Source organism: Psychrobacter sp. DM4 (assembly GCF_051307035.1).
Classification (GTDB): Bacteria; Pseudomonadota; Gammaproteobacteria; order Pseudomonadales; family Moraxellaceae; genus Psychrobacter.
This window is the reverse complement of record NZ_CP195536.1, coordinates 36,981-61,704: the sequence shown is the minus strand read 5'-3', so window position 1 is coordinate 61,704 and position 24,724 is coordinate 36,981. Positions and strand designations below refer to the sequence as shown.

The window sequence follows — 24,724 nt, the reverse complement described above, 5'->3', positions numbered from 1 at the left end:
CATTTTTCTCTGCATCTATAACATAAAAAGCCTTACCAGTAATGATGCCAAGCGACACTAGCATTTGTATCATCTGAATCGCTTAAAGCATCATTATTAGCGTGCGTTACTATATTAGCGTGTGTCACTATGATTCTGGCATCATTGTTCTTTGACAACTGTTGCCGTAGTGTCAACTTGGTAAGAGCAATAGAGCCACGATTCTCTCGTTTAGAAGCGATGTAAGACAGCTCAGCACTCTGCTTGTTATATTTAGCGCGCAAACCAAACTCAACCCCTATATCTGCATGTCGATCTTGATCATGAACTGTCGCATTTACCATACCATAGCCAAGCATGTGCTTGCCAAATTTTGCGCCGACTCCAATCCCACCTTGCGCATAAGGACTGTGAGTATTACCAGTAAATAAGTCTGTGCGCGCGCCTGTCTTTAGTTGCCAAGACAATTTGGGTTCGCCTGACAAAGGTTGGCGTAGGTCTTCAATCTGCTGCATATCCAAAAAGACAAAGTCTGTTAGTGTCCATTTGCTATCACCAAAATCATAGCCTAAAGAGGCTTGTACTGCTTCAAAGCGTTTGTCAATATCAGTGTAGGCGTTGAGAGGATCTTTCACAAATAGTGATAGTCCCACCTCCACTCTATCTTCAGATAAAATCACTTTGGTTTGCGTGGTTTTATTACTCAATGCCGGTGACGCTTTATTGGGTACGGCCAGCTGAGCCAAACCATTACTGGCTGGTAGCACAAAACGTTGGCTTAATAACTCATTTTTGAATGCTTGCTGCTCTGGAGTATTGTCTTGTGATATTTTATAAGTGCGATGTAAAATCAAAAAATCCAGTGCAAGGGCTCTATCATCGGTATTCAGCGTGGTAAGCAGTGCGGTGTCTTCTGTACGAATGACGCCATTAATTATGTTTTGTATTGGCTTGGGTAGTTGTACAAATTTCTCTCGTAGCTGTGTTTGCTCAGAAGGCAGATAACGTACCGAGGCTACTAAAGGCTCTGTGCCACTATCATGCTCGAATAACTGGTCAAACACATAATCTGGCGCGTACCAAGGGCCTATGCGCTCAGTTGTTTTTACATCGCTTATCAGCTCTAATATCTCTCCTGAACGATAGCCACAGTTTTGTTTGATGAAGTAATAATCAAATCTAGCGGATTTTGCTTCGTATAAATGGTAGTTCAGTAATTGCGTTTCAAATGCTTCAAGATTTAGCACATACTCCCACATATCTCGCTGCTCGTTCTTAGAGTACACGGCATCTTGTTTAAAAAACTCCGTCTCCGAAAAACCCGCATCGTAAAGTCCGAACAGACCTTTAATCGCGTACATTGCACCATTTTCATTGGCTGGAATACGCGCGCCAAAGTTATATGAATTATTGAGTAGATCCTCACTTGAAAGCTCTCTGACTTCGTTAGTCGTACTATCTTTAGAACCTGTAGCCTTACTGGTTTTGACCAATACATGACCGAACGAAGAGGCCGGGTTTTTTAAGTAATTACTGACCAAGATTAGGCTTATCTCTTGATTGGGATCTGGCAGCTGTGAGCAGTCTTTTAGATTAATATTTAATTCGGGTAGATGGTGACTAAGCCATAAATATCGGGCTGGATACTGACAAACTACGCTTTTAGCATCAGCCTGTTCAATAGTAGCTATTAGTTCTTTGTAAGGATTAAAATCTTTTTTAGACTGCCTCTTATCATGAGTGAGGTAAAAATTAGGTGAGATGACCTCAGCCTTGCCATTTTTATAAAACAACAGATGTTGCCACTGAGAGTGCTTGGCTAATAATTCTAGTTTTTGAGTATTTCTATCTGGTTTTTTATTCAGCGTTGATATGGTTTGTACATCTTTATTAGATTTGGTGTTGTTGGCATCTATACTAGTAACAAGAGCAGGTTCGTTTGCTACTGTCAGTGTTGACTCTAGCAAATCTGGCTGTGCTGCATAGCTATTCGAGACACTCAAAAAAGCCATCAATATAAATATTCTTTGCATAGCTTTAACACCTAAAAATTATAATATATGCACAATAAAAAACACGTAAACGGTTTGTTTACGTGTTTTTTTATTAAATTATCAGAGTACTAGCAATCAGACTCATTATTAATCAGACCCACCTGTTAGATAGCACAGCTTTGCTTGACGATGTTATACAAGGTTTCAGCATTTTGATCTTGAGTAGCAGTACGATAGGCAGAAGTTTGCGCGTATTGACCGTACTGCGTACGTACGTTAGCAACTGAATCACAGCTGGCTACTGTTTGTAATGCTGACAGATGAGCGCCTTGACCTGAAGCCAAGTCTTTTTCAACGCTTGGGAAGGCTTCTTTAATTAAAACCGCAGCTTTAACATTACCGCCCTGACAGGTATTTGGAGACATAGAGTCAGAAGTAGCCGCCGTAGTACCCAAATCCCATGTAACGTTAGAGATGATAGCTAGGATAGGACTAGAATTACCAAACAAAGCACCACCGATACCACATTGCTTATAAATCTGCTCAATAGTACGACCTGTGTCTGCTGACTTGAAGTTAGAACCAAGATCAGCGTTAGCAGTACCAAACGGAATCATAGCAGCAACAACTGAGGCAAATGCAATCTTCTTAAACATAGAGTTTCCTTGATATGGAATAATAAAAAATGATAATAGACATCAAACTACTTATTACAAATTTGGTCTACTTTCGAATAAAGTTAAGCTAAAATAATGTTTAGCCCTATGCATTTTACAAATTTGTAAGAATATAGCAAGAACTTTTATCATTTAGTTACTGTAGCCTCTACTGATACTACGAACTGTTCTAATACTTATATACAGATACAAGTAATCTTCTACTTAAACAACATATTGCTATAAATGTTTAATTATTTTGTGGCTTGGCGAATTTTGCATACAATTTTGGATAAAGACCGTTTACAAACGGGTTACTCATTTGAACTCAGGCATTTTTTACACAATAGAAAGGATATAGCAAGTTTTTTATTGTATAATATATGCACTATTTGTACTCATAGGGAGTATGAATACTATAGGCAAGAGTATCTGTCTATTTTATAAATTACTTAAAGGTATCACATGTCTTATTTGATCAGGTCTTTGGTTATCACATTATCCCTACTGTTGACTACCACAGCCTTTGCCGGTAACACCAGTTACTACGGCAAAAAATTTCACGGTAAGCGTACTGCGAGTGGTAGCATTTTCAATATGAATGCTATGACCGCTGCACACAAGACCTTGCCGTTTGGTACTAAAGTAGAAGTGACTAACAAAAAGACCAAAGAGAGTGTCATAGTAAAGATTACGGATAGAGGGCCTTTTACACCAGGACGTATCCTTGATTTGTCTAGAGGCGCTGCTGGTAAAATAAACTGTAAGCTATGTACCACCACTATGAAAGTACTCTCTTATGGTGATGGTAGATACCGTAAGCAATAATGTAATAGAAGAGGGAGAGCTGGTGCTCTCCCTTTTTTTGTCTTTAATTTTAGAACTTATTTAAGACCCAATCTTATTACCCAATTTCTGCTTCCATATCCTCTAAAGCGGTCATAGCTAATAATAGTTTCTCTTCACAATCGCTGTGCTGCTGCTGTAACGACGCTTGCTCATCGAGCAGCTTTAGCAAATCAGCTTTGCGCTCATCGAGATAGAGCGTGGTATCAGCAAGTCTGATATCTACCTTTTCTGATTTATCATTTATCTCAACCAAAGATTTTTCTATCGCTTCGATCTCACGGCGGACAGGTGCTGTGCGTTTACGTTGTTCTGCCGCTAGTTTGCGTAGCTCTTCTTTGCTAAGAGTGGGCGCTTTGTTATCTTGGGTGTGTTTAGAAGGCAAAGTATTACTCGTTTCACGTGAAACAAACTTTTTACTCTCTTTTTTACTTTTTTTCTTGCTAGTATTTTTATCTGGTGCGTTTTCCTGCTTGCGCTTCTCCGCCAGCCACTTACCATAGTCGCTAATATCGCCGTCAAACTCATCGATCTGACCATCGTGCACCAGATACAGCTCATCGCAAACGTTGGCGATCAGTTCACGGTCATGCGAGACCAGCACCACCGCTCCCTCAAACCCTTGTAAGGCGATAGTCAACGCTTGACGCATTTGTAAGTCTAAATGGTTGGTCGGCTCATCAAGGACGAGAACGTTCGGGCGTTGCCAAACAATCAACGCTAATGTCAAACGCGCGCGCTCACCACCAGAGAACAGCTCACTTGCGGTATCGATACGATCACCGCGAAAGTCAAAACTACCCAAAAACGCGCGCAGTTCGGCGTCGGAGGTTTTGCCTGCTAGGCGGCGTAACATCTCCATAGGAGTCGCTGCTGCATCCAAAGCATCCATTTGATGCTGGTTAAAATAGCCAAGCTTTAGGGTGTCAGAGACGCGGTAACTGCCGGTTAACACTTTAAGCTCACCAACTAGCGCTTTGATCAGTGTTGATTTGCCCGCGCCGTTCATACCGAGTAGGCCCAGACGCGTATCGGGCGTGACTTGTACGTTGGCGTTGTATAGTAGCGGGGTATCGCTATAACCAATATCAGCCTGCGTCATCTCAATAAGGGGCGTACTCATATTGGCAGGCGGATAAAAGCGAAAAGAGAATGGGTTGTCCGCCATCATTGGCGATAGCTCCGCCATGCGCTCAAGCTGCTTGATACGGCTTTGTGCTTGTTTGGCTTTGCTAGCCTTGGCACGGAAACGACGAATAAAGTCATCTAAATGCGCTTTGGTGGCTTGCTGCTTCTCAAACGCTTGCTGCTGCTGCGCCATACGCTCATGACGAGTACGAATAAACTGCTGATAATTACCGGTATAAAGGGTGATTTTTTGTTGTTCGACATGCAAGATATGACCGACGGTTGCATCCAAAAAAGCTTGATCATGTGAGATCACGATGACCAGACCCGTAAAGGCATTAATCCAAGTCTCAAGCCAGAGGATAGCATCCAAATCTAGATGGTTGGTTGGCTCATCAAGGAGCATGAGATCGGCGCGGCTCATCAAGGTTTTGGCAAGGTTTAAGCGCATACGCCAACCGCCAGAGAAGCCTTCTACAGGCAGCTCATGTTGACTAGTCTTAAAGCCAAGGCCTGCCATAATTTGCGCCGCTTTGGTGGGCGTACGGTAACCGTCGATCTCATCGAACTGTTGATGCAAGACGCCGATTTGCTCATCGCTCACTGTACTGAGATCATTGAGCGCTGCATTAATCTCATACCACTGCGTATCCCCACTCAACACATAGTCAATTGCTGTTTGGCTACTAGCGCCAACTTCCTGCGCCATGTGCGCCACATGCCAGCTATCAGGGATGCTCACCTCGCCTCTATCTAGCGTGACTTCGGTATCCCCTGTGCCCATCTGCGTAAGTAGTAAGGCAAATAAGGTCGATTTGCCTGTGCCGTTGTTGCCCGTCAAACCGACTTTGTGGCCTGGGTGGAGCTGGAAACTGGCTCCTGCAAATAGCTCACGACCATCACGGCGAACACCAACGTCTTTAAATTCGATCATATCTTTTTTTATCTCAACAATTATAAAAAAGGTAGCCAGCAACACTTGTCTGACTCGGTCACGTCTCTATTACTCTCAAGCAACTAATAGCGGGGTATTATTATTGCAAACGCTTGACCGATAGGCAAACGACTGAGACGTGTTTGATGCTCAGTCATGGTACTGCTGATAGCTAAAAGGTTTCTAGAGGCGGCGCAAGTCGATAATAATGTATATACCATAGTTAGACTTGCAACGAAGTGTGAGCGCATTTTAACATCCGCTTGATGAGACAGGACTCTTTTTTACCGCTTTATTATCAAAATAGCCCCTTAAAGCACTCGTCTTGCTATTTTTGAGCACAAATCGTCTAAAAAACAGTTTCTATCAGTGCGTAGGTGTGACTATCAAATACGCCCTATATAACTATATTAAATTCAATTGTTCATTGTACTAGGGTATGCTAAGTGACACAAACTCTTGGTTCACTCTCCTATTCGCTGTCGCTAATCAGATATTGTCACCTAGCACCTCTCTTGACAAACGAATCCTCACCCCCATTATGATATACTGCTAGCAGATAAAAGCTTGGCGCCGAATAACCGCTTGAATGCATGACCCACTTCGCTGTCATGACAGCGCCCTATTGCATCAAACGCTATTAGTTTGCGGCTGTCAAAAACTCAAACTAAAAGACAGTTAAGCATTTAAACCAGACGATAGCCATTGATCCTAGTTACCGAGGTAGATATGAACGAATCAGCCAACCAATACAGCCCAAGCTCAAGCCAGCCTGTCGATCCCACTATATTGACCCTCACCGATAGCGCTGCACAAAAGGTACGCCGTTTGCGTGAAGAAGAAGGCGATAGCGATCTTATGCTACGTGTCTATGTGACAGGCGGCGGCTGTTCTGGGTTCTCTTATGGCTTCAATTTTGCCAATGACCTAAATGAAGATGATGCTGATTTTAATAATGGCGATGTGACGTTGGTCATCGACTCATTGAGCTATCAGTATCTACAAGGCTCTACCGTTGATTATACTGAAGGACTAGAGGGCGCGCGCTTTGTGGTACAAAACCCAAATGCAACCACTACTTGCGGTTGTGGTTCGTCGTTTTCTATTTAGTCTAAAGCAGATGAACGCGTTGGCTCGTTCATAGGCGCGAATGGACACTACTACAAATCTCTCACCTTTTACATAGCGCAGTCAAATGACTTCAAAGCATCTATCTAAGCGGTAGATGCTTTTTATTTTGTAAAATATAATAGAGAAAAGGTATGCGCAAAATGTGGCACACACGCCTTGTACGAAGCTTATCGTATTTGTAAGCGTGCATAGTTTTTAGAGCGGCTTTGGGCTAAACTGAGCGAATTGTCACCTTGACAGCCTCTATTTAGATCGTGCGCTAGTGCTGCTTTGATCTACCATAATAAATAACCATAGATGACCCTTATGAGTAATCGTGTAGATAGTTTTGTTGATTTTGAGATTCCAAGCTGGTTTAAGAGCGAACATGTAGTCGGTATGCTACGCGGTATCGAAAAAGAAGGACTACGTGTCAAAGCGGATGGTTACCTAGCTCAAACGCCGCATCCACAAAAGCTTGGATCGAAATTAACTCATCCCTTTATCACCACTGATTATTCTGAGAGCTTACTTGAGCTCATCACTGACCCTAAAGATTCGCCAAAAGAGACGCTAATGATGCTGCGTCAGTTGCATGTACTTGTATACAAAGCCTTACCTGAAGAGGAGCTAATGTGGCCTCTCTCCATGCCTTGTATGCTCTCATCAAATGACGAAGACATTCCACTTGCCGACTATGGTAGCTCAAATACAGGCAAGCTCAAGACTCTTTATCGTAGTGGTCTTGGCGTACGCTATGGTCGCCGGATGCAAACGATTGCAGGTCTTCATTACAATTTATCGTTCGGTGACGATCTATTTCAAGCATGGCAAGCACACGTAACTCAAGAACAATCGTTAGCAGAATTTAAAAACGAGAAGTATTTAGGCCTTATTCGCAACTTTAAGCGCTTGACCAGCTTAGTGCTCTATCTGTTAGGTGCTAGCCCAAGCGTCTGTCCGTGTTTTTTGGCAGGACGTGAGCATGACTTGGAGCTATTGAACGACTCCACTTATTATAAGCCTGCGGCGACCAGTTTGCGTATGGGCAAGCTTGGCTACACCAATAGTGTCCAAGAGCACCTCGATATCCGCTACAACCATCTACCTGAATACATCAAAGGACTACGCCGCGCTATTCAGACGCCGCACGAGAGCTTTGAGAAGCTCGGTCTCAATGATGCTAGTGGGCATCCTATCCAAATCAACGATCATATCTTACAAATTGAAAACGAGTACTACAGCCCGATCAGACCCAAGCAGATTGCTGAGCGCGGTGAGACGCCAACCGAAGCTTTGGAGCGTCGCGGCATCGCTTATGTCGAGTTTCGCGCGATAGATTTGGACCCTTATAGTGATGTTGGGATTCGTCTTTCTAGTGCTTGCTTTTTGGAAGTAATGGCGCTGTATTGCTTGCTCAATGACTCTCCGGAATTGATGCCTGAAGAGGAAGAGGCATTAGCAATCAACCTTGAGCGCGTGGTCAATGAAGGACGTCTTGATAATTTGCATATCATTAATAATGGAAAAGAGCAGTCGCTTGAGCAGTGGATGCTCGCACACTTAGCCAATATGCAGCCGCTAGCCGCGCTTTTGGACGCCCATTACGGTGGCAATGATTACCGTGCAGCAGTTGCTTTGATGCAAGGCAAAGCCGGACATTCTGAGTCAACGATCTCAGCACAAGTGAACTCAGATAGTGCGCGCTTGGGTAGCCTATGGAAACTTGGCTTTACGCTTGCAGAGCAGCATCGTGATTCGTTATTGCAGCAGACTTTGAGTCCCAGTATTCAAGCTAAGTACGAAGTACTAGCTGAAAAATCTATCCTACAACAGGCTGAAATTGAAGACAGTGAAACGGAAGATTTTATGGACTATATCCAGCAATATCGTTAGTTTTAATAAGCGATATTAAAAAGTGGTCGACAGGTGCGTATTTCTTTTATCTCGGTGTTTATAAGTACGATAGTAGAATCTATGTGACTTCACACTCGTCACTCAATCCTTATTTTTTGAGCTTTTTAATTCTATATAAGCGCGTCTATTTTATGCTAAAAACAATTACTTACCGCCAGTTGCAGATACTGCTGGTCATCATGGCTATCTTGGGCATGAGTTATGCGCTGTTCTTTTTGCAGCGTTATATGGGATTCACCCCTTGTCCACTCTGCGTCTTTCAGCGCATCGGCTTAATTGTTATGGGCGTTTTTGCTCTGCTTGCTGCACTCTTTCATCCCAAGTCAAAAGCAATCAAAATAGTACTCTGGCTTGGTAGTTTGGCAGGTATCCTCTGGTCGACAGGGGTAGCGGCGCGTCATGTCTGGTTACAACATCTGCCTGCTGATCAAGTGCCCTCTTGCGGACCGGGTTTGGATTATTGGTTAGACACTTTGCCCATGAGTCAGGTCTTCACCCAGGTGTTTGCAGGCTCAGGCGAGTGCGCCACTATCGACTGGATCTTTTTGGGTTTGAGTATTCCTGAGCAATCGTTAATATTCTTTAGTTTACTTATAGTCGTTCACGTAATGATACTACTGCGTATTCTACGTCCTACTCGATATATCTAATTATTCATGCCAGTGTTATAAATTATATTGAATATAAAGCAAATTATTTAAAATATCACTGCTCTTAATATGTTCAGTATAGTTCAAAAATTAAATCTGTCATTTCAAATACTTAAGCCGTGCTAATACCTTGTATTAGTACGACTTATTTTCAGTCATAATTCTGTTTTGTTGGTTTTACGTTTCTATGTATAACAAAAAACGCACAAACCACAGTGAAACCTTTGTTATCTTGAACTTTACTTACTAACGACTTACATAAAGCGTGCAGCCCAAAATACCTTCGACGCTATTATGGTGTATCTATGAAACCAAAATTATCTCATGTCTCATGCCGTAGTGCGTCAAAGCATTTTATAGGCTCATGCCTTTCTCTATGTCTTTTAGCATTGACAGGATGTGATAATTCTCATTCTCCTTCAGCATCTAACAACACGGCTTCGACTCAGATGTCTTCATTCAGTAGCGTACAAAAATCTGATGAAACGAATGAGGTCATAGATGTAGAAAGCAATATCGAATCTGAGGATGAAGGTCAATCGCTCATAGCATCAGCTCGGCCAACTGAGATATCACAAGCCAAGCGCACAGTGTTATCAAATAGTGATAGCGAGTTACAGGCAATTTTGATAGGTGATTATGGTGGCATACTACCCTGTACGTTCTGTGATGATATTGAGGTCACTTTAAATCTGTTTGCAGATAGCACTGTCGTTAAGACTAGTGTGTATAACAATCCAGAAGTACCGCGGGCATCTTTGATAGAATCTGGTGTATATCGTCAAGATAGTGAGCAGATTACTATTGCCTATGATAATAGAGCTACAGAGTCTTATTATATTAAAGACAATCACTTGCTTAAGATGGATAACAATAAAAACGTCGATGACAATCATAGCTTATCGCGTCAATAAGTCTGTCACGTCAGTAATTTAGCATTTAGCTGTCAACTAGTATCTGTTGTATAATCTAGTAGCTGTTATATAAATAATAATTGTCGATACAGCCCAAACTTATATCTATGAACCACTTATCGAGCCGCGCCTATGTATTAGGCGTTTTTTATTGTCCATCTATTAGGTATGGTATTAATACGCTACAATAAGCCAATTTTGATTTTTAACTCATTCTACGTGGTATAAACATTTTATGCATATTCATATTCTTGGGATTTGTGGCACTTTTATGGGCTCTTTAGCCTTACTAGCAAGAGAGCTTGGCCATACGGTTACCGGTTCAGATGCTAACGTTTATCCGCCGATGTCGACTCAGCTTGAGCAAGCTGGGGTTACGATCAAAGATGGTTATCATATTGAGCACCTGCAACCTGCCCCTGATTTAGTCGTCGTCGGTAATGCGATGACGCGAGGTATGGAAGTTATCGAATACATGCTAGATATCGGCTTACGCTATACTTCAGGGCCACAGTTTCTGTCTGAGCAAGTGCTTCAATCGCGTCATGTGATTGCGGTGTCGGGAACTCATGGTAAGACCACAACGACCACGATGCTGGCCTGGATACTTCACTATGCAGGCATCGATACAGGGTTTTTGATCGGTGGCGTGCCTTTGGTCGATACCACAGACAAACATTTGCAAAAAGTGTTTGCTCATAGCAGCTACCTCGGTAGTGGCAGCCAAGATACTCAGCATCATCTTGATAGCTCTCACACTCTAAACAGTCATGAGACAACTTCAGGTTATTTTGTGATTGAGGCAGATGAGTATGATTCAGCATTCTTTGACAAGCGCTCAAAATTCGTTCATTACCGTCCCCGTACGGCTATTTTAAACAACCTGGAATTTGATCATGCTGATATTTTTGCTGATTTGGCTGCTATTCAAACCCAGTTTCATCATATGGTACGCATGATTCCAAGTAGCGGCAAAATCATCATGCCAGCCAAAACTAAAAGCCTTGAGGACACCTTAGTTAAAGGCGTCTGGACTCCTATTTGGCGCACTAGTATTACTCCTACTGACTCAGATGGTACTGTGAGTTGCGACTGGCAGGCTGAATTGATTAGCGCTGACGGCGGTCAATTTCGGGTGAGGTTCGCTAAAGAGCAGGCTGTTGTTGAGTGGTCGATGAGCGGTCTGCACAACGTCAATAATGCCTTGGTAGCGATTGCGGCCGCCTATGATATTGGTGTTGATATTGCTACCGCTTGCGCCGCGCTATCTAATTTCGCCGGTATCAAGCGTCGTATGGAATTGATTGGTGAGGTCAATGATATCTTAATATTTGATGATTTTGCTCATCATCCTACAGCGATCAGCATGACCTTGGACGGTGCTAAAAAGAAACTGGCAAATAGACGTATTTGGGCGATTATTGAACCGCGTAGCAATACCATGAAAATGGGTATCCATCAAGACCGTTTAGCGCAATCAGCGGCGCTTGCTGACCTGACATTATGGTACGAGCCAACAGGTCTTGAATGGGGCCTAAAAGACGTCATAGAGCAAGCTAAAGATGCTCATACAGATCTGCAGGCGCAACAAGTAATGAGCAGCATTGACGATATTATTACGCATATTCAAGATAACGCTCAAGCTGGTGATGCTATTGTCATCATGTCGAACGGGAGCTTTGAAGGTATTCACGAGCGCTTGCTAGCTGCATTAGAGTAAAATTAGAGACGGCTCGATACTTTCAATTTGCTTGCACTAATTCTGTACAATTAAACATGTCTTTGGGAGATACCTTCTATTAATAGCAACTTATTAACTTTATGCTTACTTATCGACCTTACTTGATAGCAAACGGATAAACTCTCTCACATAGCCCATACATAGATAACAATTTCTACTTACTTTAATTTTAATTAAGTGTTTACAATGGCTTCATTGCTAAAAGCATAGAAATAGCTGTTGAATGATAATAAATAGGAGAATAGATATGGGCTTTATTTGGATGATTATCGTAGGTTTGGTAGCAGGTCTGCTAGCACGCGCCATTAAACCAGGTAACGATGCTATGGGCTGGATCATGACGATCGTACTAGGTATTGTTGGTGCCATACTCGGTGGCTTTATAGCAGGACTAATCGGTATCGATGCTGATGGTGGGTTCACAGGTCTTATTTTCTCAGTGATAGGTGCTATTATCCTACTGTTCTTGTATGAGATGATTATGAACAGACGTCGTCTTAAATAGTCTGCCTTATGATTAACTTCTACCTACGTTAATCGCCACTCAAATAAAAAGCCTCATCTAATATGAGGCTTTTTTGCTGACTAATTTGGGTCATAGGGTCGCAACTGACCTGTATGACTGAACAGATCGTAAATATCCTTGATAACGATTACTTTTGCCCTCATTTAACTTATAATGATGCCTATTTTATCCGCTATTACTAAGGTGCGCTGTTATGGCAATACGCCCTATTTTAAGTTATCCCGATCCACGCCTGCGTACTATTGCAGTGCCTGTGAAACAAGTCACTACTGAGATTAAAACCTTGATCACCGACATGATTGAGACCATGTATTATGCTGATGGTATCGGTCTTGCGGCAACGCAGGTGGATGAACATATTCAGCTGATCGTCATGGACTTGTCTGAAAACAAAGACACGCCGATAGTATTTATTAATCCAAAAGTGACACCACTCGTTGACGAAAAGCAGCCCTACGAAGAAGGGTGTCTGTCGGTACCTGAGGTCTATGACAAGGTTGAGCGCCCAAACAAAGTACGTATTGAAGCTTTGGATGAAAACGGCGAGACTATCGATAAAGAAGTAGAAGGTCTGCTTGCGGTCTGTATTCAGCATGAAATGGACCATTTGAACGGCGTTGTTTTTGTGGATTACTTATCTCGTCTCAAACAAACACGTGCCCGTGATAAAGTCAAAAAAGTGCTCAAAATACGTGAAAAACATGACGTCAAACAAGCACAGCCAAGCAGCGTTTAAGTAGCGTTTGGCGTATCTTATTGCTAATGACTAGTATGCTTATTCTGTCTGTCATTCAGTTTATCTCATATTTATAAAGGTTTATCATTATGACTATGATCAAAATTGATCAGTATTTTGACCCTGCCGCTTGGCAAAAATTTACTCAAGCGGCGCAAGGTCGCAAGACCCCATTCTTAGTGGTTGATCTAAGCCGTATCAAAACCAAATACAATCAGATGGTGGAGCTATTCCCTAATACCAAACTTCATTACGCGATGAAAGCCAGTCCTGCGGTTGAAGTGATTAGATTACTTGCAGAGCTTGGCTCTAACTTTGATTGTGCCTCTATCTATGAGCTAGACCGAGTACTCGATTGCGGCGTTGAACCTGATCGTATCTCTTATGGTAATACCATCAAAAAAGCAGAACATGTCAAGTACGCTTTTGAAAAAGGAATCACCTTATACGCAACCGATTCAGAAGCTGATCTCAAGAACATCGCCAAGCATGCGCCAGGTGCAAAGATATTTGTACGCATATTAGTACAAGGGGCGCAAACGGCTGAGTGGCCACTATCTCGTAAGTTTGGCTGTCACCCTGATATGGCAATTGACTTACTCATTCAGGCAAAGGCGCTAGGCTTAGTGCCTTATGGCATCTCATTCCATGTTGGCAGTCAACAAAAAGACGTAGCTGCCTGGGATGACGCGATTACTAAAGTTAAATATATATTTGACTGGATGAAGACTGAAGAGGACATTAAGCTGCAGATGATCAATCTAGGTGGCGGTTTTCCAAGCAACTACCTCAGTGAGGTCAATCCTATAGAAATCTATGCTACTGAGATCAAGCGCTATTTGTCTGAGGATTTTCACGATGATGATATGCCGGAGATTATCTTAGAGCCTGGACGCTCGCTAGTCGGTGGCTCAGGCGTACTGGTTAGTGATGTCGTGCTTATCTCACGCAAGTCCCATACCGATCTTACTCGCTGGGTTTATACTGATGTCGGTTTATTCCAAGGTCTGATTGAGACGTTAGGAGAGGCGATCAAATATCCTGTCTACACACCAAAGATGGAAACCTCAACTAGCGAAGGTACGGTAGTCTTGGCAGGCCCGACTTGTGATTCAGCTGACATCATGTATGAAGAAACGGGTTACAAAATGCCGCAAGAGCTTGAGATTGGCGACAAAATCTATTGGTTGACCACAGGCGCTTATACCAACTCTTACTCCTCAGTTGAATTTAATGGCTTCCCGCCTTTAGAAGTGGTCTATATTGATTAGATTTTAGATTTCTATAAAAAAGCGCAGCACTATGAATAACAAGGCTGCGCTTTTTTGTGTCTGTTAGGCTCAATTTCAGTTAGATATAATACATTATTTCCGCTAGTAATAATATTTCACTTTTTACATTAAAAAACGTTCATTATACTTAGTTATCAAATTAGTGAATATTAGTTTACTAATAACGTTGTTATATATTACGGTAAGAAAAAAATTATTACAGGGAAGTGAACTATGAGAACTAGATTTTTTGGTACTTATATTATATGCACATTGATAACTGGAATTTTTTTATCAGGATGTGGGTCAGATGATGATTCAAATAATGATATAAGTGTAAGTAATCCTAATACAGATAACACTGGTAATTATGAAACACGAATAGCAGCTTATGCAGAACTAAAAGAAATACCACTTGATGAAGCGAAACGTAGGTTATTAGTTATGGATAGCGCGTACGAATCGTATCCTGCCATAGATGAGCATCTTCGTGATTCTGCATCAAGCATTTACTTTAATGGCGATGAAGACTTTGGATTGACAGTTAGGACAACTAGAAAGGGAGAGCTATTAAGTATATTAGATGAAAATCTAATTAAAAAGATTAAAGATGAGACTGGAATGCTATTAAGAATAAAAAATAATGCCGTTATGAATTCTGATGAATTGCAAGTAATGCTATCTCAGAAAACAGAGGAATTATCAGAGAAAATATTAGGTTTTCAAGCTATGGGTTATAATCCAAAGAAGGACAGTATTATTATCAAGGTGTATGATCCAAGTCTAAGTTCTAACGAGGAACTATCCAATAAGTATTCTATGAAAGATTTATCAGGAATTGACGTAGAATTTCAATTGCTAAGTGCTCCGATAGCGCCAGCAGTTTTAGTCGGTGGAGGTCAACTATTAAGTTTTAATGGGTCTACGCCATCTGGTAGATGCACTGCTGGCTTTAGTGCTTTTGCTTCTAATGGCGCTCCCGCTATTATTACTGCTTAGGTAGATCAAAGTATAATAATGGAGTAACCAGTTTTCAGTATACAGATAATAACAACGTAATACATAATTTAACTCCAGCTTATACAAGACCATCTGCTAATCATGATATGGCTCTATTGCTAGCTCCATCATTCACTTCTATAAAGGCAGGTGTATATTTAGACGATAGATTTGGATCAAGTCCTGTTGTTGAAAGGGGTACAAAACAGTCTTTGAAAAAAGGCTTATTTAGTACACCTGCTGAAGAGTTTCTGTGTCATTACGGACGTAAAACTGGTTTTAGCTGCGGAGAAACTAAAGAACTTTATATTGGTTTAAAAGCTGTTTACAACGGTGTAAGCCTATGTAATACAGATAAAACTTCATGTAATTCAACTTTTATCTCCCTAACTGGAAGTGATCTAAAATGCAGTGCAGGTGACAGTGGAGGCCCAGTGGTTTCAGGATACCCAGTTGATAATAGAGGTGGTTTCGCAGCTTATGGTATTGTTAGTGCATGTGATCAAACACTTGTTAGACCGGGTGAAGACTTAACTATGTATCTTTCTAGCTTAGATTTTATCAATGAATTACCAGCAACATTGGCACTAGCACCATAGTATATAGATATTATAGAAAACCTTTTAATTTATAGGACATATTATATATTCAATAACTGTAAGTAAAGCGAAGTAATTAAATATTGATCTTTTATAAATGGAAGCTGACAAATGAATAAATCAATACTGCTGATTGTTATAATTTATAGTCTAACTGGTTGCGCCTCAATAAATACAAATAGTAATGATTCTCTTAACTATGCTGCTGAGGGAAAGGATCTACCAAGTGGAATTTTTACTTATTATGACAAGCCTAGTTCCATCTATCTTCCAGTAGATTATGTAACTACAGGTAAGTTAATAATAGACAATAACTGTCTATTATTACAAACAGAATCTGGCATCTATACCCCTGTATTTCCAGCAAAATATACAAAGTATCAAGAAAGTAATACCGAAATAGTTTTATATGGTAGAAGTATCAAAATAGGAGAGACAGCAGAAATTCCTGCTGTTCCTAGAGATAGAAGAAATATTGGTATGCAAAAGATTGAAGGAGAACCTTATTACGTAACTAAAGGACAACCGCATTGTCTAGATAATGACCTAATGAAGATTGAACGTTGGTAAAGAAAATCAGGCATTAATTTACAAGCATTTCACTTAGCGACTACTTCTTACTTTTTAGCATAAAAAATAATCGTCACACCCTATTCTAAACTCAAAAAGACCTACTGAACCAAAAGTGAGATAGGCACACTGTTACTATTATCTATAGTGCGATTAATGCCATAGCCTGAGCTTTGGCTTTGCCCATTTTGCGTAATCTGACCAATCGTTACCCACTGTCCACGCGGCACTATTATAGTACTATTTAGACGCTGTGCTTTGACAGCGTTATTCTGACGGTAAGTCGTATTGGATCTGAGTAGTGTCTCTTCTACTTGCGACAGACTAACCTCAACTTGTCCACTTGGTAATAATCTTGGGACGACAGCGATACCTTGCGTAGTCGGTAGCAGCACTTGCTGCTGAATAACAATCTGTCCTAGAGGACGATTATTATTAGAGTAATTAGAATAAACACTGCGGCTATAGTTTTGCGTCAAAGCATACAACGTGCCTGTGCTAATGCTCGCAGCACTGCCTGAGAGCGTCTGTACTTGATATAGGTTATCGCTTTGCTGCTGACCACCCCTTTGCATAATAACCCCTGTACCTTGAATGCCTCGATTGCTAATAATCACTCGACCCTGCTGGGTATTGCGTTGTACCTTACTATTACTGCCTACACGTACTGCTACGGTTAATGGCTGCGGCTGACTATCAATCTGGCTGAGTAGTTGCAGCACCGCTTGGTAATTGGCAGGTGTGGTTCGTAATACCAATTTATCTTGGTAATTACTGACATTGCCACCGTTAGGGCTAGTGTTAAGCTGTTGGCGCACCGCCGTTAATAATAAATCGCCGCCATAAGTATCGATGACGTAGGTTTGATAAGTAGCGGCTTGCACAGTTATAGGCAGAACAACAAAACTTAAGACCATAGCGGTTAGTGGTAAATAGCTTACGGGAGAAACTTTACCTTTTGAGAGATGTTTATCTATGTCCATGCGCTTATCCTTTAACCCCTACTCACTCAGCCCCAATACATCCTGCATATTATACTGACCCTTATTCTGCTGAACGACCCAAGTCGCTGCGCGTACCGCTCCTGCGGCAAAGGTCATGCGTGCGCGCGCTCGATGAGTAATCTCTACCACTTCGCCATCAGCGATGAACATAACCGTATGATCACCGATGATCTCGCCACCGCGAATCGCATGAATGCCGATAGTGCCTGTTTCACGTGCGCCTGTCTGTCCTTCGCGCCCATAAATAGCGACGTCTTTTAGGTTCTGACCACGCGCCTCCGCGACTGCTTCTGCCATCATGTAGGCCGTACCAGACGGTGCATCGACTTTGTGTTTATGATGTGCTTCAATCACTTCGACATCGGCATCGTTACCGAACGCCTTGGCGGCCATAGCCAGTAGCTTGAGCGAGAGATTGACGCCAGTGGAGTAATTACCGGCGTAAACAATTGGAATATGCTTGCTAGCTTCAGTCAAGACTTGCTCTTGCTGCTCATTGAAGCCTGTAGTTCCGATGACCATAGCGATTTTGTGTTCGGCGCACGTTTGCATATTTTGCTCAGTAGCCTCAGGCAAACTAAAATCAATCAAGACGTCGATATTATCAATGACTACTACCAGATCGTCGACGATTTTTACGTTTATGCGCTCAATAGCCGCGACTTCACCAGCGTCAGCACCGACCAAACTTGAGCCTTCACGTTCGATGGCGGCACTCAGAGTCGTTTGCGGATTATCTTGCACCGCTTCGATTAGCATGCGACCCATACGCCCGCCTGCACCAATCACTCCGACTTTTATTATTTTATTCTTTGACTGCTTACTCATGACCTATCCTATATTTTTTAAAATATCTGTTTTATTTTATGATTATCATAGCATGAATTAATTTATGCCCTATTATAAACTGATACTAAAAAGCCCAATAGTTTCACGTGAAACTACTAGGCTTAGATTAATTATAAGGCTACTTTTGTATCACTAAATTCCTAGTCAAACAACTCACCGATTTTCTTAAAAAAGGATTTTTTGTGTGGCGATTGTTGATGCTTGCTATCACCATCCAACGTATCTTGGAATTGACGTAATAGGTCTTTTTGCTCACGGTTTAGGTTAACTGGCGTCTCAATGACAACACGGCAGATCAGATCACCTTTCATCGTTGTGCGTACTGGAGTCACGCCTTTGCCGCGTACTCGTAGCAGTTTGCCACTTTGTGTACCCTCAGCGATTTTGATATTGACTCTACCATCAAGCGTTGGAATCTCAACTTCTTTTCCGAGCGCTGCATCAGTGATGCTAACAGGCACATCCATATATAGATCTGCACCTTGGCGAGTAAAGACTTCGTGAGGTTTAACGCGCACTTCGACATACAAGTCGCCGTTTTGTACGCTTGCGCCGCCCGCTTCACCTTCTCCTGCTAGACGTACTCGATCACCATCATCAACGCCTGCTGGGATAGAGACCTCTAGGTTGCGCGCTTTGTCTTTGATACCGTTACCATGACAGTCAGGGCATGGGTTTTTGATTTGTTTACCACTGCCGCCGCACTGTGGACAGGCTTGTTGCACCGCAAAGAAGCCTTGTTGCATACGAACCTGACCTTGACCATGACAGGTCTGACAAGTCACGATGTCAGAGGCATTCTTTGCGCCTTTACCATCACAGGTGTTACAAGGAGCTGGCGCAGTAAAGCTGATCTCTTTTTTGCAACCGCGTACCGCTTCTTCTAGTGTCAGCTCAATGACGTAACGCAGGTCGGAGCCGCGACGCGCACGACCACCGCCGCCACGCGACTGACCAAAGATATCGCCAAAGTTACCAAAGATATCGCCAAAGATATCTTGAAAATTACCGCCCCCTGCACCGCCAAAGCCGCCACCGCCCATACCGTTCTCGAACGCAGCGTGACCCATGCGATCATAGGCTGAGCGCTTATCTTCATCGCTCAAGACTTCATAAGCCATCGAAGCTTCTTTGAATTTGTCTTCGGCATCAGGATCGTCAGAGTTACGATCGGGATGATATTTCATCGCCAATTTACGGTAAGCTCGCTTGACCTCTTTATTATCTGCTGTTTTGCTGACGCCTAATATCTCATAAAAATCGCGCTTACTCATGGGCTCTCCTATCGTCGTAACAGTACTGCCTTACCAACTATCAGCTACTCGTACGCGCTTATACTAGCGCTATCGCTCATCGCAACAGACAAACGTTTCACATGAAACTTAGTCTGTTGCAAGCTATAAAAGGTCATCGACAAAGGTTTGGGACAAGAATACTGTGTAACCAAATCAGTTATTAAAAGTTTGCGCTATTTATGGAGATGACTATATGATTTATCAAGCTCATTAATTATAGGTTTTATGCTGATTCTGTATTTATGCGCTTATCTTTTGATATAAAACCTCTATTGAGTCATGCTAATATTTATCGCCTTATGCCATCCACAACGTCCAAGCAGGTCACAACCCTATGAAGAAGCTGATTAGTCTTTTAATATTACTCATAGTCATCGCTATCGCACTATATGCAGGTTCGCCCTATTACAGTGCCTATCAGCTCAAAAACGCTTATGATGCCAAAGAAGGTGCTAGTATCGCGGCCGCCATTGACTACGAACAAGTGCGACCAAGTATTCAAACGCAGTTGACTGATGATTTTGCAGCGACAATGAGAGAGTACCCGCTAGTCGCAGAATTGGGCGGCGATGCGTTGAAACAAGCGGCAGATAACTTTATCGCTCAGGCTGTAGACGGCGCAGTCACCCCGCAAAATGTCGAGAGGCTGATTGATACTCAAGGTCAGGCCAATACAGCGACCAAACAGCTGGCAGCTGCGTGGGCCATCGCTAGCAATCAGGTGGATTTGCGCGGTCTCATTCAAGATTTAATTATTCAGCGCGGTGATATGAGTGCGGTCATCGAAAACCAGACGCAGATGGTTATGCAAAAACAAGCTGACGAGATAAGTCAGCAAGCCGTGCAAAGCGCAGATAGCGATAAGCCGACATTGAGCTATTGCGGTATCAACTGCTTTATGATTAGTGGTCAAGTTAAAGGCTATCCGCTAACCGTAGAGATGGCACGTGATGGGTTGGTGAATTGGAGAATCGTTGATGTCGTTCTTCCATAAATCAATAAACTTAAGAAACGTCTTTTAATTGATTACACTTCTCTATCGTGTATTCAACCTGAAGAGGGTGTTTTAACAGCGCTTTGTTATCTTTAAATTGTTTTATAAGTGATCTTTATGCCTACTCAAGTAACGCCTACAGTCACGAGCTCTAAACCTGATATGCCGATAACTATCCTAGATGGCGGCATGGGGCGTGAGCTTGAGCGCCGCGGTGCGCCTTTTCGTCAACCTGAATGGTCAGCGCTAGCGCTCAGTGCTGATCCTGATAGCGTGCGTGATGTCCATATCGACTACATCAAAGCAGGCGTGAATGTTATTACTACCAACAGCTATGCCATTACGCCTTTTCACTTAGAAGAGCGGTTTTTTAGTGAAGGGGCGCAGCTAGTAAAAACCGCTGCGCGGCTCGCGTTTGAGGCAGTAAAGATAAGCAAAAATCTTGATAACTTAAACCCTGTGCGCATCGCTGGCTGCTTGCCACCACTGTTTGGCTCTTATCGACCTGACTTGTTCAATCCCAAGCGAGCACCCATAATCGCATATCCGTTGTTAACTGAACAAGTAGACTATGTCGATATGTGGCTGGTGGAGACACAAAGCAGTATCATCGAAGCGATCACTTGGTATCAGCTGATTACAGGATTTACAGCAACTCAAAAAAATCGATCCGTTAAACCCATTTGGATAGCATTTACGCTCGATGACAGTGCATTGGACATTGATATTGATAACACTACCGAACCCGATCAGAATATCAATAATACTAAGCTGCGCTCTGGTGAATCAGTAGCGCAGGCTATAGAGGCTATGCTTGCACTAGGTATTGAGGCGGTGCTCTTTAACTGTAGTCAGCCTGAGGTTATGAATTCGGCATTACAAGTGGCAAAGAAGATAATAGATGAAGTGTCACACCCTATGCAGCTCGGCATCTATGCCAATGCCTTTGCCTCAAAGCAGGTGCATAAACAGGCCAATGCGCAACTGCGCCAAATACGTCAGGATACGACCCCTGAGAATTACTTGACTTGGGCGCAGCTCTGGCAAACCTCTGGTGCCACTATCATCGGTGGCTGCTGCGGTATTGGGACTGAGCATATTGCAAAGCTCTCGCAGCATTTAGCGGATAAGTAGCGACGTTCTATTACGGTTGATACGCTACTCAACACCCAAGAATTCTAAAAATTCAGGACTCTCAAAACTGGCTTGATACAACACCCCATCTTCGCGGTAAATTGCAGGCGTGGCGATGACTGCCAGTCCCGCGGCCTTTTCACGATTATGCGTGATGTAATCAGTCGTACAGCTGGTAGGCGCAGGCGTCATTTGACCGTTTAGCATAGCGTTGTCCAACGCTTTACGGCGATTTGTCTCACCAGACTGACACCAAATACCGCGCATTTGCTCAAATGATTGCTCATAGATAGGATAGCCAATCGTTTTCACTGTGACGCCCTTTTGGTTTAGGCTATCCATTTGTTTGTGTAGCATACGGCAGTAAGGGCAATTAACATCCGTTGCGACATATATGACTGCTTTTTCGGTAGTGGTTGCAGGATAAGTAATCAATTGCGACTCATCTAAAGCTTTAAATACCGATAGGTTTTTACGCGTTTCAAAATTTTCATCGAGTCCGATAAATTGACCGTTGTCGATGACCGATATCTCACCATCTGTCACATATTGCGCGTCATCAGAGACCAAAAAAGGCACCCCTTCTAACGTTGCGCCCCAAATCACACCAGGCACCGCTGTATAATAAAACGACGTTTTGGTGCTCATATTAGCCAGTGCACTCATATTGGTCAGTAGCGCTGATTTGGCCGCACTGCTGACTGGCATACCGACTTGCGTAGCACTGCTACGTGTAGGCGTCTGATTCACTACACGCGGGCTTGGGTTCTTTTGCAAGTCACCTTGAATGACGTATTTGGCGTCTGCGGTGATATGTAATGGCGATTGTCCGATCAGCTCAACTTGATACATATTCGGCAAATGAGAAGGCGCAATAGCGATGATTTCAACCTTGATACCGGCCTCACTCAACGTTTGACGTATACGGGTATCGACCGCTTGGCTCACCGATGTATTAGCTTGAGTATTACTTGAGCTTTGAGAGACGCCGCTTATCGTCGATTCGGCACAAGCACTCGTCGCTAGCAGTAGCACACTGACAAGGCTCATTGCTTTAAATACGGGTGTGGTCTTAAATACGGATAACATCATAGCGATTGTCCTAACACAATAAAGTAGGTGCTAAAGTCGGTTGTGTTAAGAGACTCAATAAAATTAGCAATTACTATATAAAAAAGTAGATTAAAAGATATCAGGACTTTAGCACACAAGCTAAATTTGGAGAGGGTTTGCCAGTTACTTTTGCAAATCGCTACTTGAGCTTAAGGGAGGCGCAATAGAGATAGATAAAATGAGGTAAAAATATTGTATGGTTGTATGGTGTGGTCAGAGAAGCGTAACCTACCATTTAGATTAAGTCATTATTGAAAGGTGGGTTACGTTTTATTGAAATTCTTTATAAGAATTCCATAAAACTAACCACACCCTACGCAAAATTGATTAAATGACTTCTAAAACTTTTCAACTTCATCAGCAGTTAAGAAACGACTATCGCCTATCTCAAGACCCTCTAAGGTGATATGACCGACGCTGGCGCGGTGAAGCTCAGTGACGCGATTACCAAAGTAACCCATCATGCGTTTGACCTGATGGTATTTACCTTGCTCCAAAGTCAGACGCGCATGAGTCTCATCGGTGAACTCAAGAGTAGCCGGTTTTGTCGGCTCATAATCACCCTCTAACAATATCCCTTCACTCACCTTTTGCACCGCTTTGGCTTGTGCGCTCTCATCCATAGGATCAGCTAGGGTCAGCTCATACACCTTGGCATGTTCATGCTTGGGACTCGTCACGCGGTGCAACCAGCCGCCATCATCGCTAATCAGTAATGCGCCAGTGGTATCGACGTCCAAGCGACCTGCGATACGCAAACTGCCAAGCTCTGGTACGGCGATCAATTCGGTGACGATGGGATACTCTTTTGCCTTGAGCGTACACTCAAACCCTTCAGGCTTATGCAGCAGGATATAACGATTGCCCGTCGCAACCGAGAGCGACTCGCCTGCCCACAGCACCTCATCATTATTGATGTCGACATGTACGCCCGGATCTTTGATCACTTGATCATTAACCGTAATCTCGCCTGCGTGCAGGATTTTTTTGGACTCTTTGCGCGACAGCTCGGTGGCTTTACTAATAAATTTATCTAAACGCATGCTTTTGCTACCATTTGATTTGTTATAGTGGGGCAAGTTTAACATATTCACTCTCAGCCTAGGCATATCATCACGACTATATGAGCTATCAAACCCCAAAAACCGCTGTCACTGCTCGCCTTGAGATCAAAAAGTCTGCCTTTATCACCTATGGCTATCCGGTAGCCTCACGTGAAGCTGCGATGTTTCATGTGGAACAATTACGCGAGCAATACGCTGATGCCCGTCATTATTGTTGGGCATACATCATAGGCGACCCTGATAATACAACGAGCGCAGGTTTTGACGATGACGGCGAGCCAAGCGGTACGGCTGGACGACCGATACTGGGTGTATTGCAGCACAAATCTATCGGCAACGTCATTATTATCGTAGTGCGTTATTTTGGCGGTATTAAGCTTGGCGCAGGTGGTCTGACGCGTGCCTATGCAGGATCAGCGCAAGCTGTTATCGATCAGATGACACTGCAACCTTACGTTTCAATGACGCAAGTACAGATAGTTGCTGATTTCGCTCATGAGTCGCAGTGCCGTTATATCGTAGAAGACCTACGTGGTCATATTGACGATGTCGTCTATAGTAAGCAAGTTACGCTCACTGTGACCATCGCTGAAGCTGATATTGCAACCTTAAAAGAGCGTTTGGCAATGGATGGTCAGGTGCTAGAAGATTCGTTTTCTGATAGCTATCCTCTTATTTGAGTAACCATCCGTTCACTCAAA

The 24,724-nt window shown here is 42.8% G+C and carries 23 protein-coding genes; 15 read left to right on the top strand and 8 right to left on the bottom strand.

Going from position 1 to position 24,724, the window contains the following annotated elements; translation table 11 throughout:
- Positions 1-32 precede the first annotated feature (32 nt).
- Together ACR64G_RS00245 and ACR64G_RS00240 are read right to left on the bottom strand one after the other, a co-directional pair.
- Positions 33-2,012, bottom strand: coding sequence for an Lnb N-terminal periplasmic domain-containing protein (locus ACR64G_RS00245; RefSeq protein WP_435979579.1), 1,980 nt, complete (start codon positions 2,010-2,012; stop codon positions 33-35).
- Between the two features lie 125 nt (positions 2,013-2,137).
- On the bottom strand, positions 2,138-2,629 hold the full coding sequence (locus ACR64G_RS00240; RefSeq protein WP_435979578.1) for a DUF3015 family protein: 492 nt from the start codon (positions 2,627-2,629) through the stop codon (positions 2,138-2,140).
- Positions 2,630-3,094: 465 nt separating this feature from the next.
- Here ACR64G_RS00240 and ACR64G_RS00235 point away from each other — a divergent pair, with 465 nt between their 5' ends.
- Positions 3,095-3,457, top strand: coding sequence for a septal ring lytic transglycosylase RlpA family protein (locus ACR64G_RS00235; RefSeq protein ID WP_435979577.1), 363 nt, complete (start codon positions 3,095-3,097; stop codon positions 3,455-3,457).
- A gap of 76 nt (positions 3,458-3,533) precedes the next feature.
- On the opposite strand, the gene ACR64G_RS00230 is transcribed toward ACR64G_RS00235, so the two are convergent.
- Entirely contained in the window at positions 3,534-5,537 is a 2,004-nt protein-coding gene (locus ACR64G_RS00230; protein WP_435979576.1) for an ATP-binding cassette domain-containing protein, read from the bottom strand.
- A gap of 729 nt (positions 5,538-6,266) precedes the next feature.
- Between ACR64G_RS00230 and erpA the strand changes: the two genes are divergently transcribed.
- The 11 genes from erpA (at position 6,267) to ACR64G_RS00175 (ending at position 16,570) form a co-directional block, all read left to right on the top strand.
- Positions 6,267-6,647, top strand: a complete 381-nt coding sequence (gene erpA / locus ACR64G_RS00225; protein ID WP_435979575.1) for an iron-sulfur cluster insertion protein ErpA — start codon at positions 6,267-6,269, stop codon at positions 6,645-6,647.
- A gap of 318 nt (positions 6,648-6,965) precedes the next feature.
- On the top strand, positions 6,966-8,543 hold the full coding sequence (gshA, locus tag ACR64G_RS00220) for a glutamate--cysteine ligase (RefSeq protein WP_435979574.1): 1,578 nt from the start codon (positions 6,966-6,968) through the stop codon (positions 8,541-8,543).
- A gap of 152 nt (positions 8,544-8,695) precedes the next feature.
- The gene (locus ACR64G_RS00215; RefSeq protein ID WP_435979573.1) at positions 8,696-9,214 is read left to right on the top strand and encodes a disulfide bond formation protein B; all 519 of its coding nucleotides are present in this window, start codon (positions 8,696-8,698) and stop codon (positions 9,212-9,214) included.
- A 449-nt stretch (positions 9,215-9,663) separates the two neighbouring features.
- On the top strand, positions 9,664-10,128 hold the full coding sequence (locus tag ACR64G_RS00210; protein WP_435979572.1) for a copper resistance protein NlpE N-terminal domain-containing protein: 465 nt from the start codon (positions 9,664-9,666) through the stop codon (positions 10,126-10,128).
- 235 nt (positions 10,129-10,363) lie between these two features.
- The gene (mpl, locus tag ACR64G_RS00205; protein WP_435979571.1) at positions 10,364-11,848 is read left to right on the top strand and encodes a UDP-N-acetylmuramate:L-alanyl-gamma-D-glutamyl-meso-diaminopimelate ligase; all 1,485 of its coding nucleotides are present in this window, start codon (positions 10,364-10,366) and stop codon (positions 11,846-11,848) included.
- A 268-nt stretch (positions 11,849-12,116) separates the two neighbouring features.
- The gene (locus ACR64G_RS00200) at positions 12,117-12,374 is read left to right on the top strand and encodes a GlsB/YeaQ/YmgE family stress response membrane protein (protein ID WP_435979570.1); all 258 of its coding nucleotides are present in this window, start codon (positions 12,117-12,119) and stop codon (positions 12,372-12,374) included.
- Positions 12,375-12,588: 214 nt separating this feature from the next.
- Complete coding sequence (gene def, locus ACR64G_RS00195; protein ID WP_435979569.1) at positions 12,589-13,131, top strand: peptide deformylase; 543 nt, start codon at positions 12,589-12,591, stop codon at positions 13,129-13,131.
- Between the two features lie 95 nt (positions 13,132-13,226).
- The gene (locus tag ACR64G_RS00190; protein ID WP_435980726.1) at positions 13,227-14,402 is read left to right on the top strand and encodes a type III PLP-dependent enzyme; all 1,176 of its coding nucleotides are present in this window, start codon (positions 13,227-13,229) and stop codon (positions 14,400-14,402) included.
- Between the two features lie 234 nt (positions 14,403-14,636).
- Positions 14,637-15,401 carry a hypothetical protein gene (locus ACR64G_RS00185; protein WP_435979568.1) on the top strand — a complete coding sequence of 255 codons (765 nt, stop codon included), beginning with the start codon at positions 14,637-14,639 and terminating at the stop codon, positions 15,399-15,401.
- A 107-nt stretch (positions 15,402-15,508) separates the two neighbouring features.
- The gene (locus tag ACR64G_RS00180; protein ID WP_435979567.1) at positions 15,509-16,000 is read left to right on the top strand and encodes a hypothetical protein; all 492 of its coding nucleotides are present in this window, start codon (positions 15,509-15,511) and stop codon (positions 15,998-16,000) included.
- A gap of 111 nt (positions 16,001-16,111) precedes the next feature.
- Positions 16,112-16,570 (top strand): hypothetical protein, encoded by a 459-nt coding sequence (locus ACR64G_RS00175; protein ID WP_435979566.1) that lies wholly within the window; start codon positions 16,112-16,114, stop codon positions 16,568-16,570.
- A gap of 101 nt (positions 16,571-16,671) precedes the next feature.
- Here ACR64G_RS00175 and ACR64G_RS00170 read toward each other — a convergent pair whose 3' ends face one another.
- The 3 genes from ACR64G_RS00170 to dnaJ form a co-directional block, all read right to left on the bottom strand.
- Complete coding sequence (locus ACR64G_RS00170) at positions 16,672-17,553, bottom strand: hypothetical protein (RefSeq protein WP_435979565.1); 882 nt, start codon at positions 17,551-17,553, stop codon at positions 16,672-16,674.
- Between the two features lie 18 nt (positions 17,554-17,571).
- Complete coding sequence (dapB, locus tag ACR64G_RS00165; RefSeq protein WP_435979564.1) at positions 17,572-18,402, bottom strand: 4-hydroxy-tetrahydrodipicolinate reductase; 831 nt, start codon at positions 18,400-18,402, stop codon at positions 17,572-17,574.
- A 161-nt stretch (positions 18,403-18,563) separates the two neighbouring features.
- The gene (dnaJ, locus tag ACR64G_RS00160) at positions 18,564-19,697 is read right to left on the bottom strand and encodes a molecular chaperone DnaJ (RefSeq protein ID WP_435979563.1); all 1,134 of its coding nucleotides are present in this window, start codon (positions 19,695-19,697) and stop codon (positions 18,564-18,566) included.
- A 355-nt stretch (positions 19,698-20,052) separates the two neighbouring features.
- On the opposite strand from dnaJ, the gene ACR64G_RS00155 reads away from it, so the two are divergent.
- Together ACR64G_RS00155 and ACR64G_RS00150 are read left to right on the top strand one after the other, a co-directional pair.
- The gene (locus tag ACR64G_RS00155) at positions 20,053-20,712 is read left to right on the top strand and encodes a DUF2939 domain-containing protein (protein WP_435979562.1); all 660 of its coding nucleotides are present in this window, start codon (positions 20,053-20,055) and stop codon (positions 20,710-20,712) included.
- A 117-nt stretch (positions 20,713-20,829) separates the two neighbouring features.
- On the top strand, positions 20,830-21,846 hold the full coding sequence (locus ACR64G_RS00150) for a homocysteine S-methyltransferase family protein (protein WP_435979561.1): 1,017 nt from the start codon (positions 20,830-20,832) through the stop codon (positions 21,844-21,846).
- Positions 21,847-21,870: 24 nt separating this feature from the next.
- Here ACR64G_RS00150 and ACR64G_RS00145 read toward each other — a convergent pair whose 3' ends face one another.
- The gene (locus ACR64G_RS00145; RefSeq protein WP_435979560.1) at positions 21,871-22,938 is read right to left on the bottom strand and encodes a disulfide isomerase DsbC N-terminal domain-containing protein; all 1,068 of its coding nucleotides are present in this window, start codon (positions 22,936-22,938) and stop codon (positions 21,871-21,873) included.
- Between the two features lie 359 nt (positions 22,939-23,297).
- Positions 23,298-24,002: a pseudouridine synthase gene (locus tag ACR64G_RS00140; RefSeq protein ID WP_435980725.1), complete on the bottom strand. Its 705-nt coding sequence runs from the start codon at positions 24,000-24,002 to the stop codon at positions 23,298-23,300.
- An 80-nt stretch (positions 24,003-24,082) separates the two neighbouring features.
- Between ACR64G_RS00140 and ACR64G_RS00135 the strand changes: the two genes are divergently transcribed.
- A complete protein-coding gene (locus ACR64G_RS00135; protein WP_435979559.1) occupies positions 24,083-24,703 on the top strand; it encodes a YigZ family protein in 621 nt (206 codons plus the stop codon).
- The last annotated feature ends 21 nt before the right edge of the window (positions 24,704-24,724 follow it).

Excerpts from the sequence above, each read along its gene's own strand:
- ACR64G_RS00190 (WP_435980726.1), top strand. The coding sequence starts at position 13,227 with ATGATCAAAATTGATCAGTATTTTGACCCTGCCGCTTGGCAAAAATTT.
- ACR64G_RS00185 (WP_435979568.1), top strand. The coding sequence starts at position 14,637 with ATGAGAACTAGATTTTTTGGTACTTATATTATATGCACATTGATAACT.
- def (WP_435979569.1), top strand. The coding sequence starts at position 12,589 with ATGGCAATACGCCCTATTTTAAGTTATCCCGATCCACGCCTGCGTACT.
- ACR64G_RS00230 (WP_435979576.1), bottom strand. The coding sequence starts at position 5,537 with ATGATCGAATTTAAAGACGTTGGTGTTCGCCGTGATGGTCGTGAGCTA.
- ACR64G_RS00145 (WP_435979560.1), bottom strand. The coding sequence starts at position 22,938 with ATGATGTTATCCGTATTTAAGACCACACCCGTATTTAAAGCAATGAGC.
- erpA (WP_435979575.1), top strand. The coding sequence starts at position 6,267 with ATGAACGAATCAGCCAACCAATACAGCCCAAGCTCAAGCCAGCCTGTC.
- mpl (WP_435979571.1), top strand. The coding sequence starts at position 10,364 with ATGCATATTCATATTCTTGGGATTTGTGGCACTTTTATGGGCTCTTTA.
- ACR64G_RS00215 (WP_435979573.1), top strand. The coding sequence starts at position 8,696 with ATGCTAAAAACAATTACTTACCGCCAGTTGCAGATACTGCTGGTCATC.
- ACR64G_RS00175 (WP_435979566.1), top strand. The coding sequence starts at position 16,112 with ATGAATAAATCAATACTGCTGATTGTTATAATTTATAGTCTAACTGGT.
- dapB (WP_435979564.1), bottom strand. The coding sequence starts at position 18,402 with ATGAGTAAGCAGTCAAAGAATAAAATAATAAAAGTCGGAGTGATTGGT.
- ACR64G_RS00240 (WP_435979578.1), bottom strand. The coding sequence starts at position 2,629 with ATGTTTAAGAAGATTGCATTTGCCTCAGTTGTTGCTGCTATGATTCCG.
- ACR64G_RS00180 (WP_435979567.1), top strand. The coding sequence starts at position 15,509 with ATGGCTCTATTGCTAGCTCCATCATTCACTTCTATAAAGGCAGGTGTA.
- dnaJ (WP_435979563.1), bottom strand. The coding sequence starts at position 19,697 with ATGAGTAAGCGCGATTTTTATGAGATATTAGGCGTCAGCAAAACAGCA.
- ACR64G_RS00170 (WP_435979565.1), bottom strand. The coding sequence starts at position 17,553 with ATGGACATAGATAAACATCTCTCAAAAGGTAAAGTTTCTCCCGTAAGC.
- ACR64G_RS00245 (WP_435979579.1), bottom strand. The coding sequence starts at position 2,012 with ATGCAAAGAATATTTATATTGATGGCTTTTTTGAGTGTCTCGAATAGC.
- ACR64G_RS00235 (WP_435979577.1), top strand. The coding sequence starts at position 3,095 with ATGTCTTATTTGATCAGGTCTTTGGTTATCACATTATCCCTACTGTTG.
- ACR64G_RS00135 (WP_435979559.1), top strand. The coding sequence starts at position 24,083 with ATGAGCTATCAAACCCCAAAAACCGCTGTCACTGCTCGCCTTGAGATC.
- ACR64G_RS00210 (WP_435979572.1), top strand. The coding sequence starts at position 9,664 with ATGTCTTCATTCAGTAGCGTACAAAAATCTGATGAAACGAATGAGGTC.
- ACR64G_RS00150 (WP_435979561.1), top strand. The coding sequence starts at position 20,830 with ATGCCTACTCAAGTAACGCCTACAGTCACGAGCTCTAAACCTGATATG.
- ACR64G_RS00155 (WP_435979562.1), top strand. The coding sequence starts at position 20,053 with ATGAAGAAGCTGATTAGTCTTTTAATATTACTCATAGTCATCGCTATC.
- gshA (WP_435979574.1), top strand. The coding sequence starts at position 6,966 with ATGACCCTTATGAGTAATCGTGTAGATAGTTTTGTTGATTTTGAGATT.
- ACR64G_RS00140 (WP_435980725.1), bottom strand. The coding sequence starts at position 24,002 with ATGCGTTTAGATAAATTTATTAGTAAAGCCACCGAGCTGTCGCGCAAA.
- ACR64G_RS00200 (WP_435979570.1), top strand. The coding sequence starts at position 12,117 with ATGGGCTTTATTTGGATGATTATCGTAGGTTTGGTAGCAGGTCTGCTA.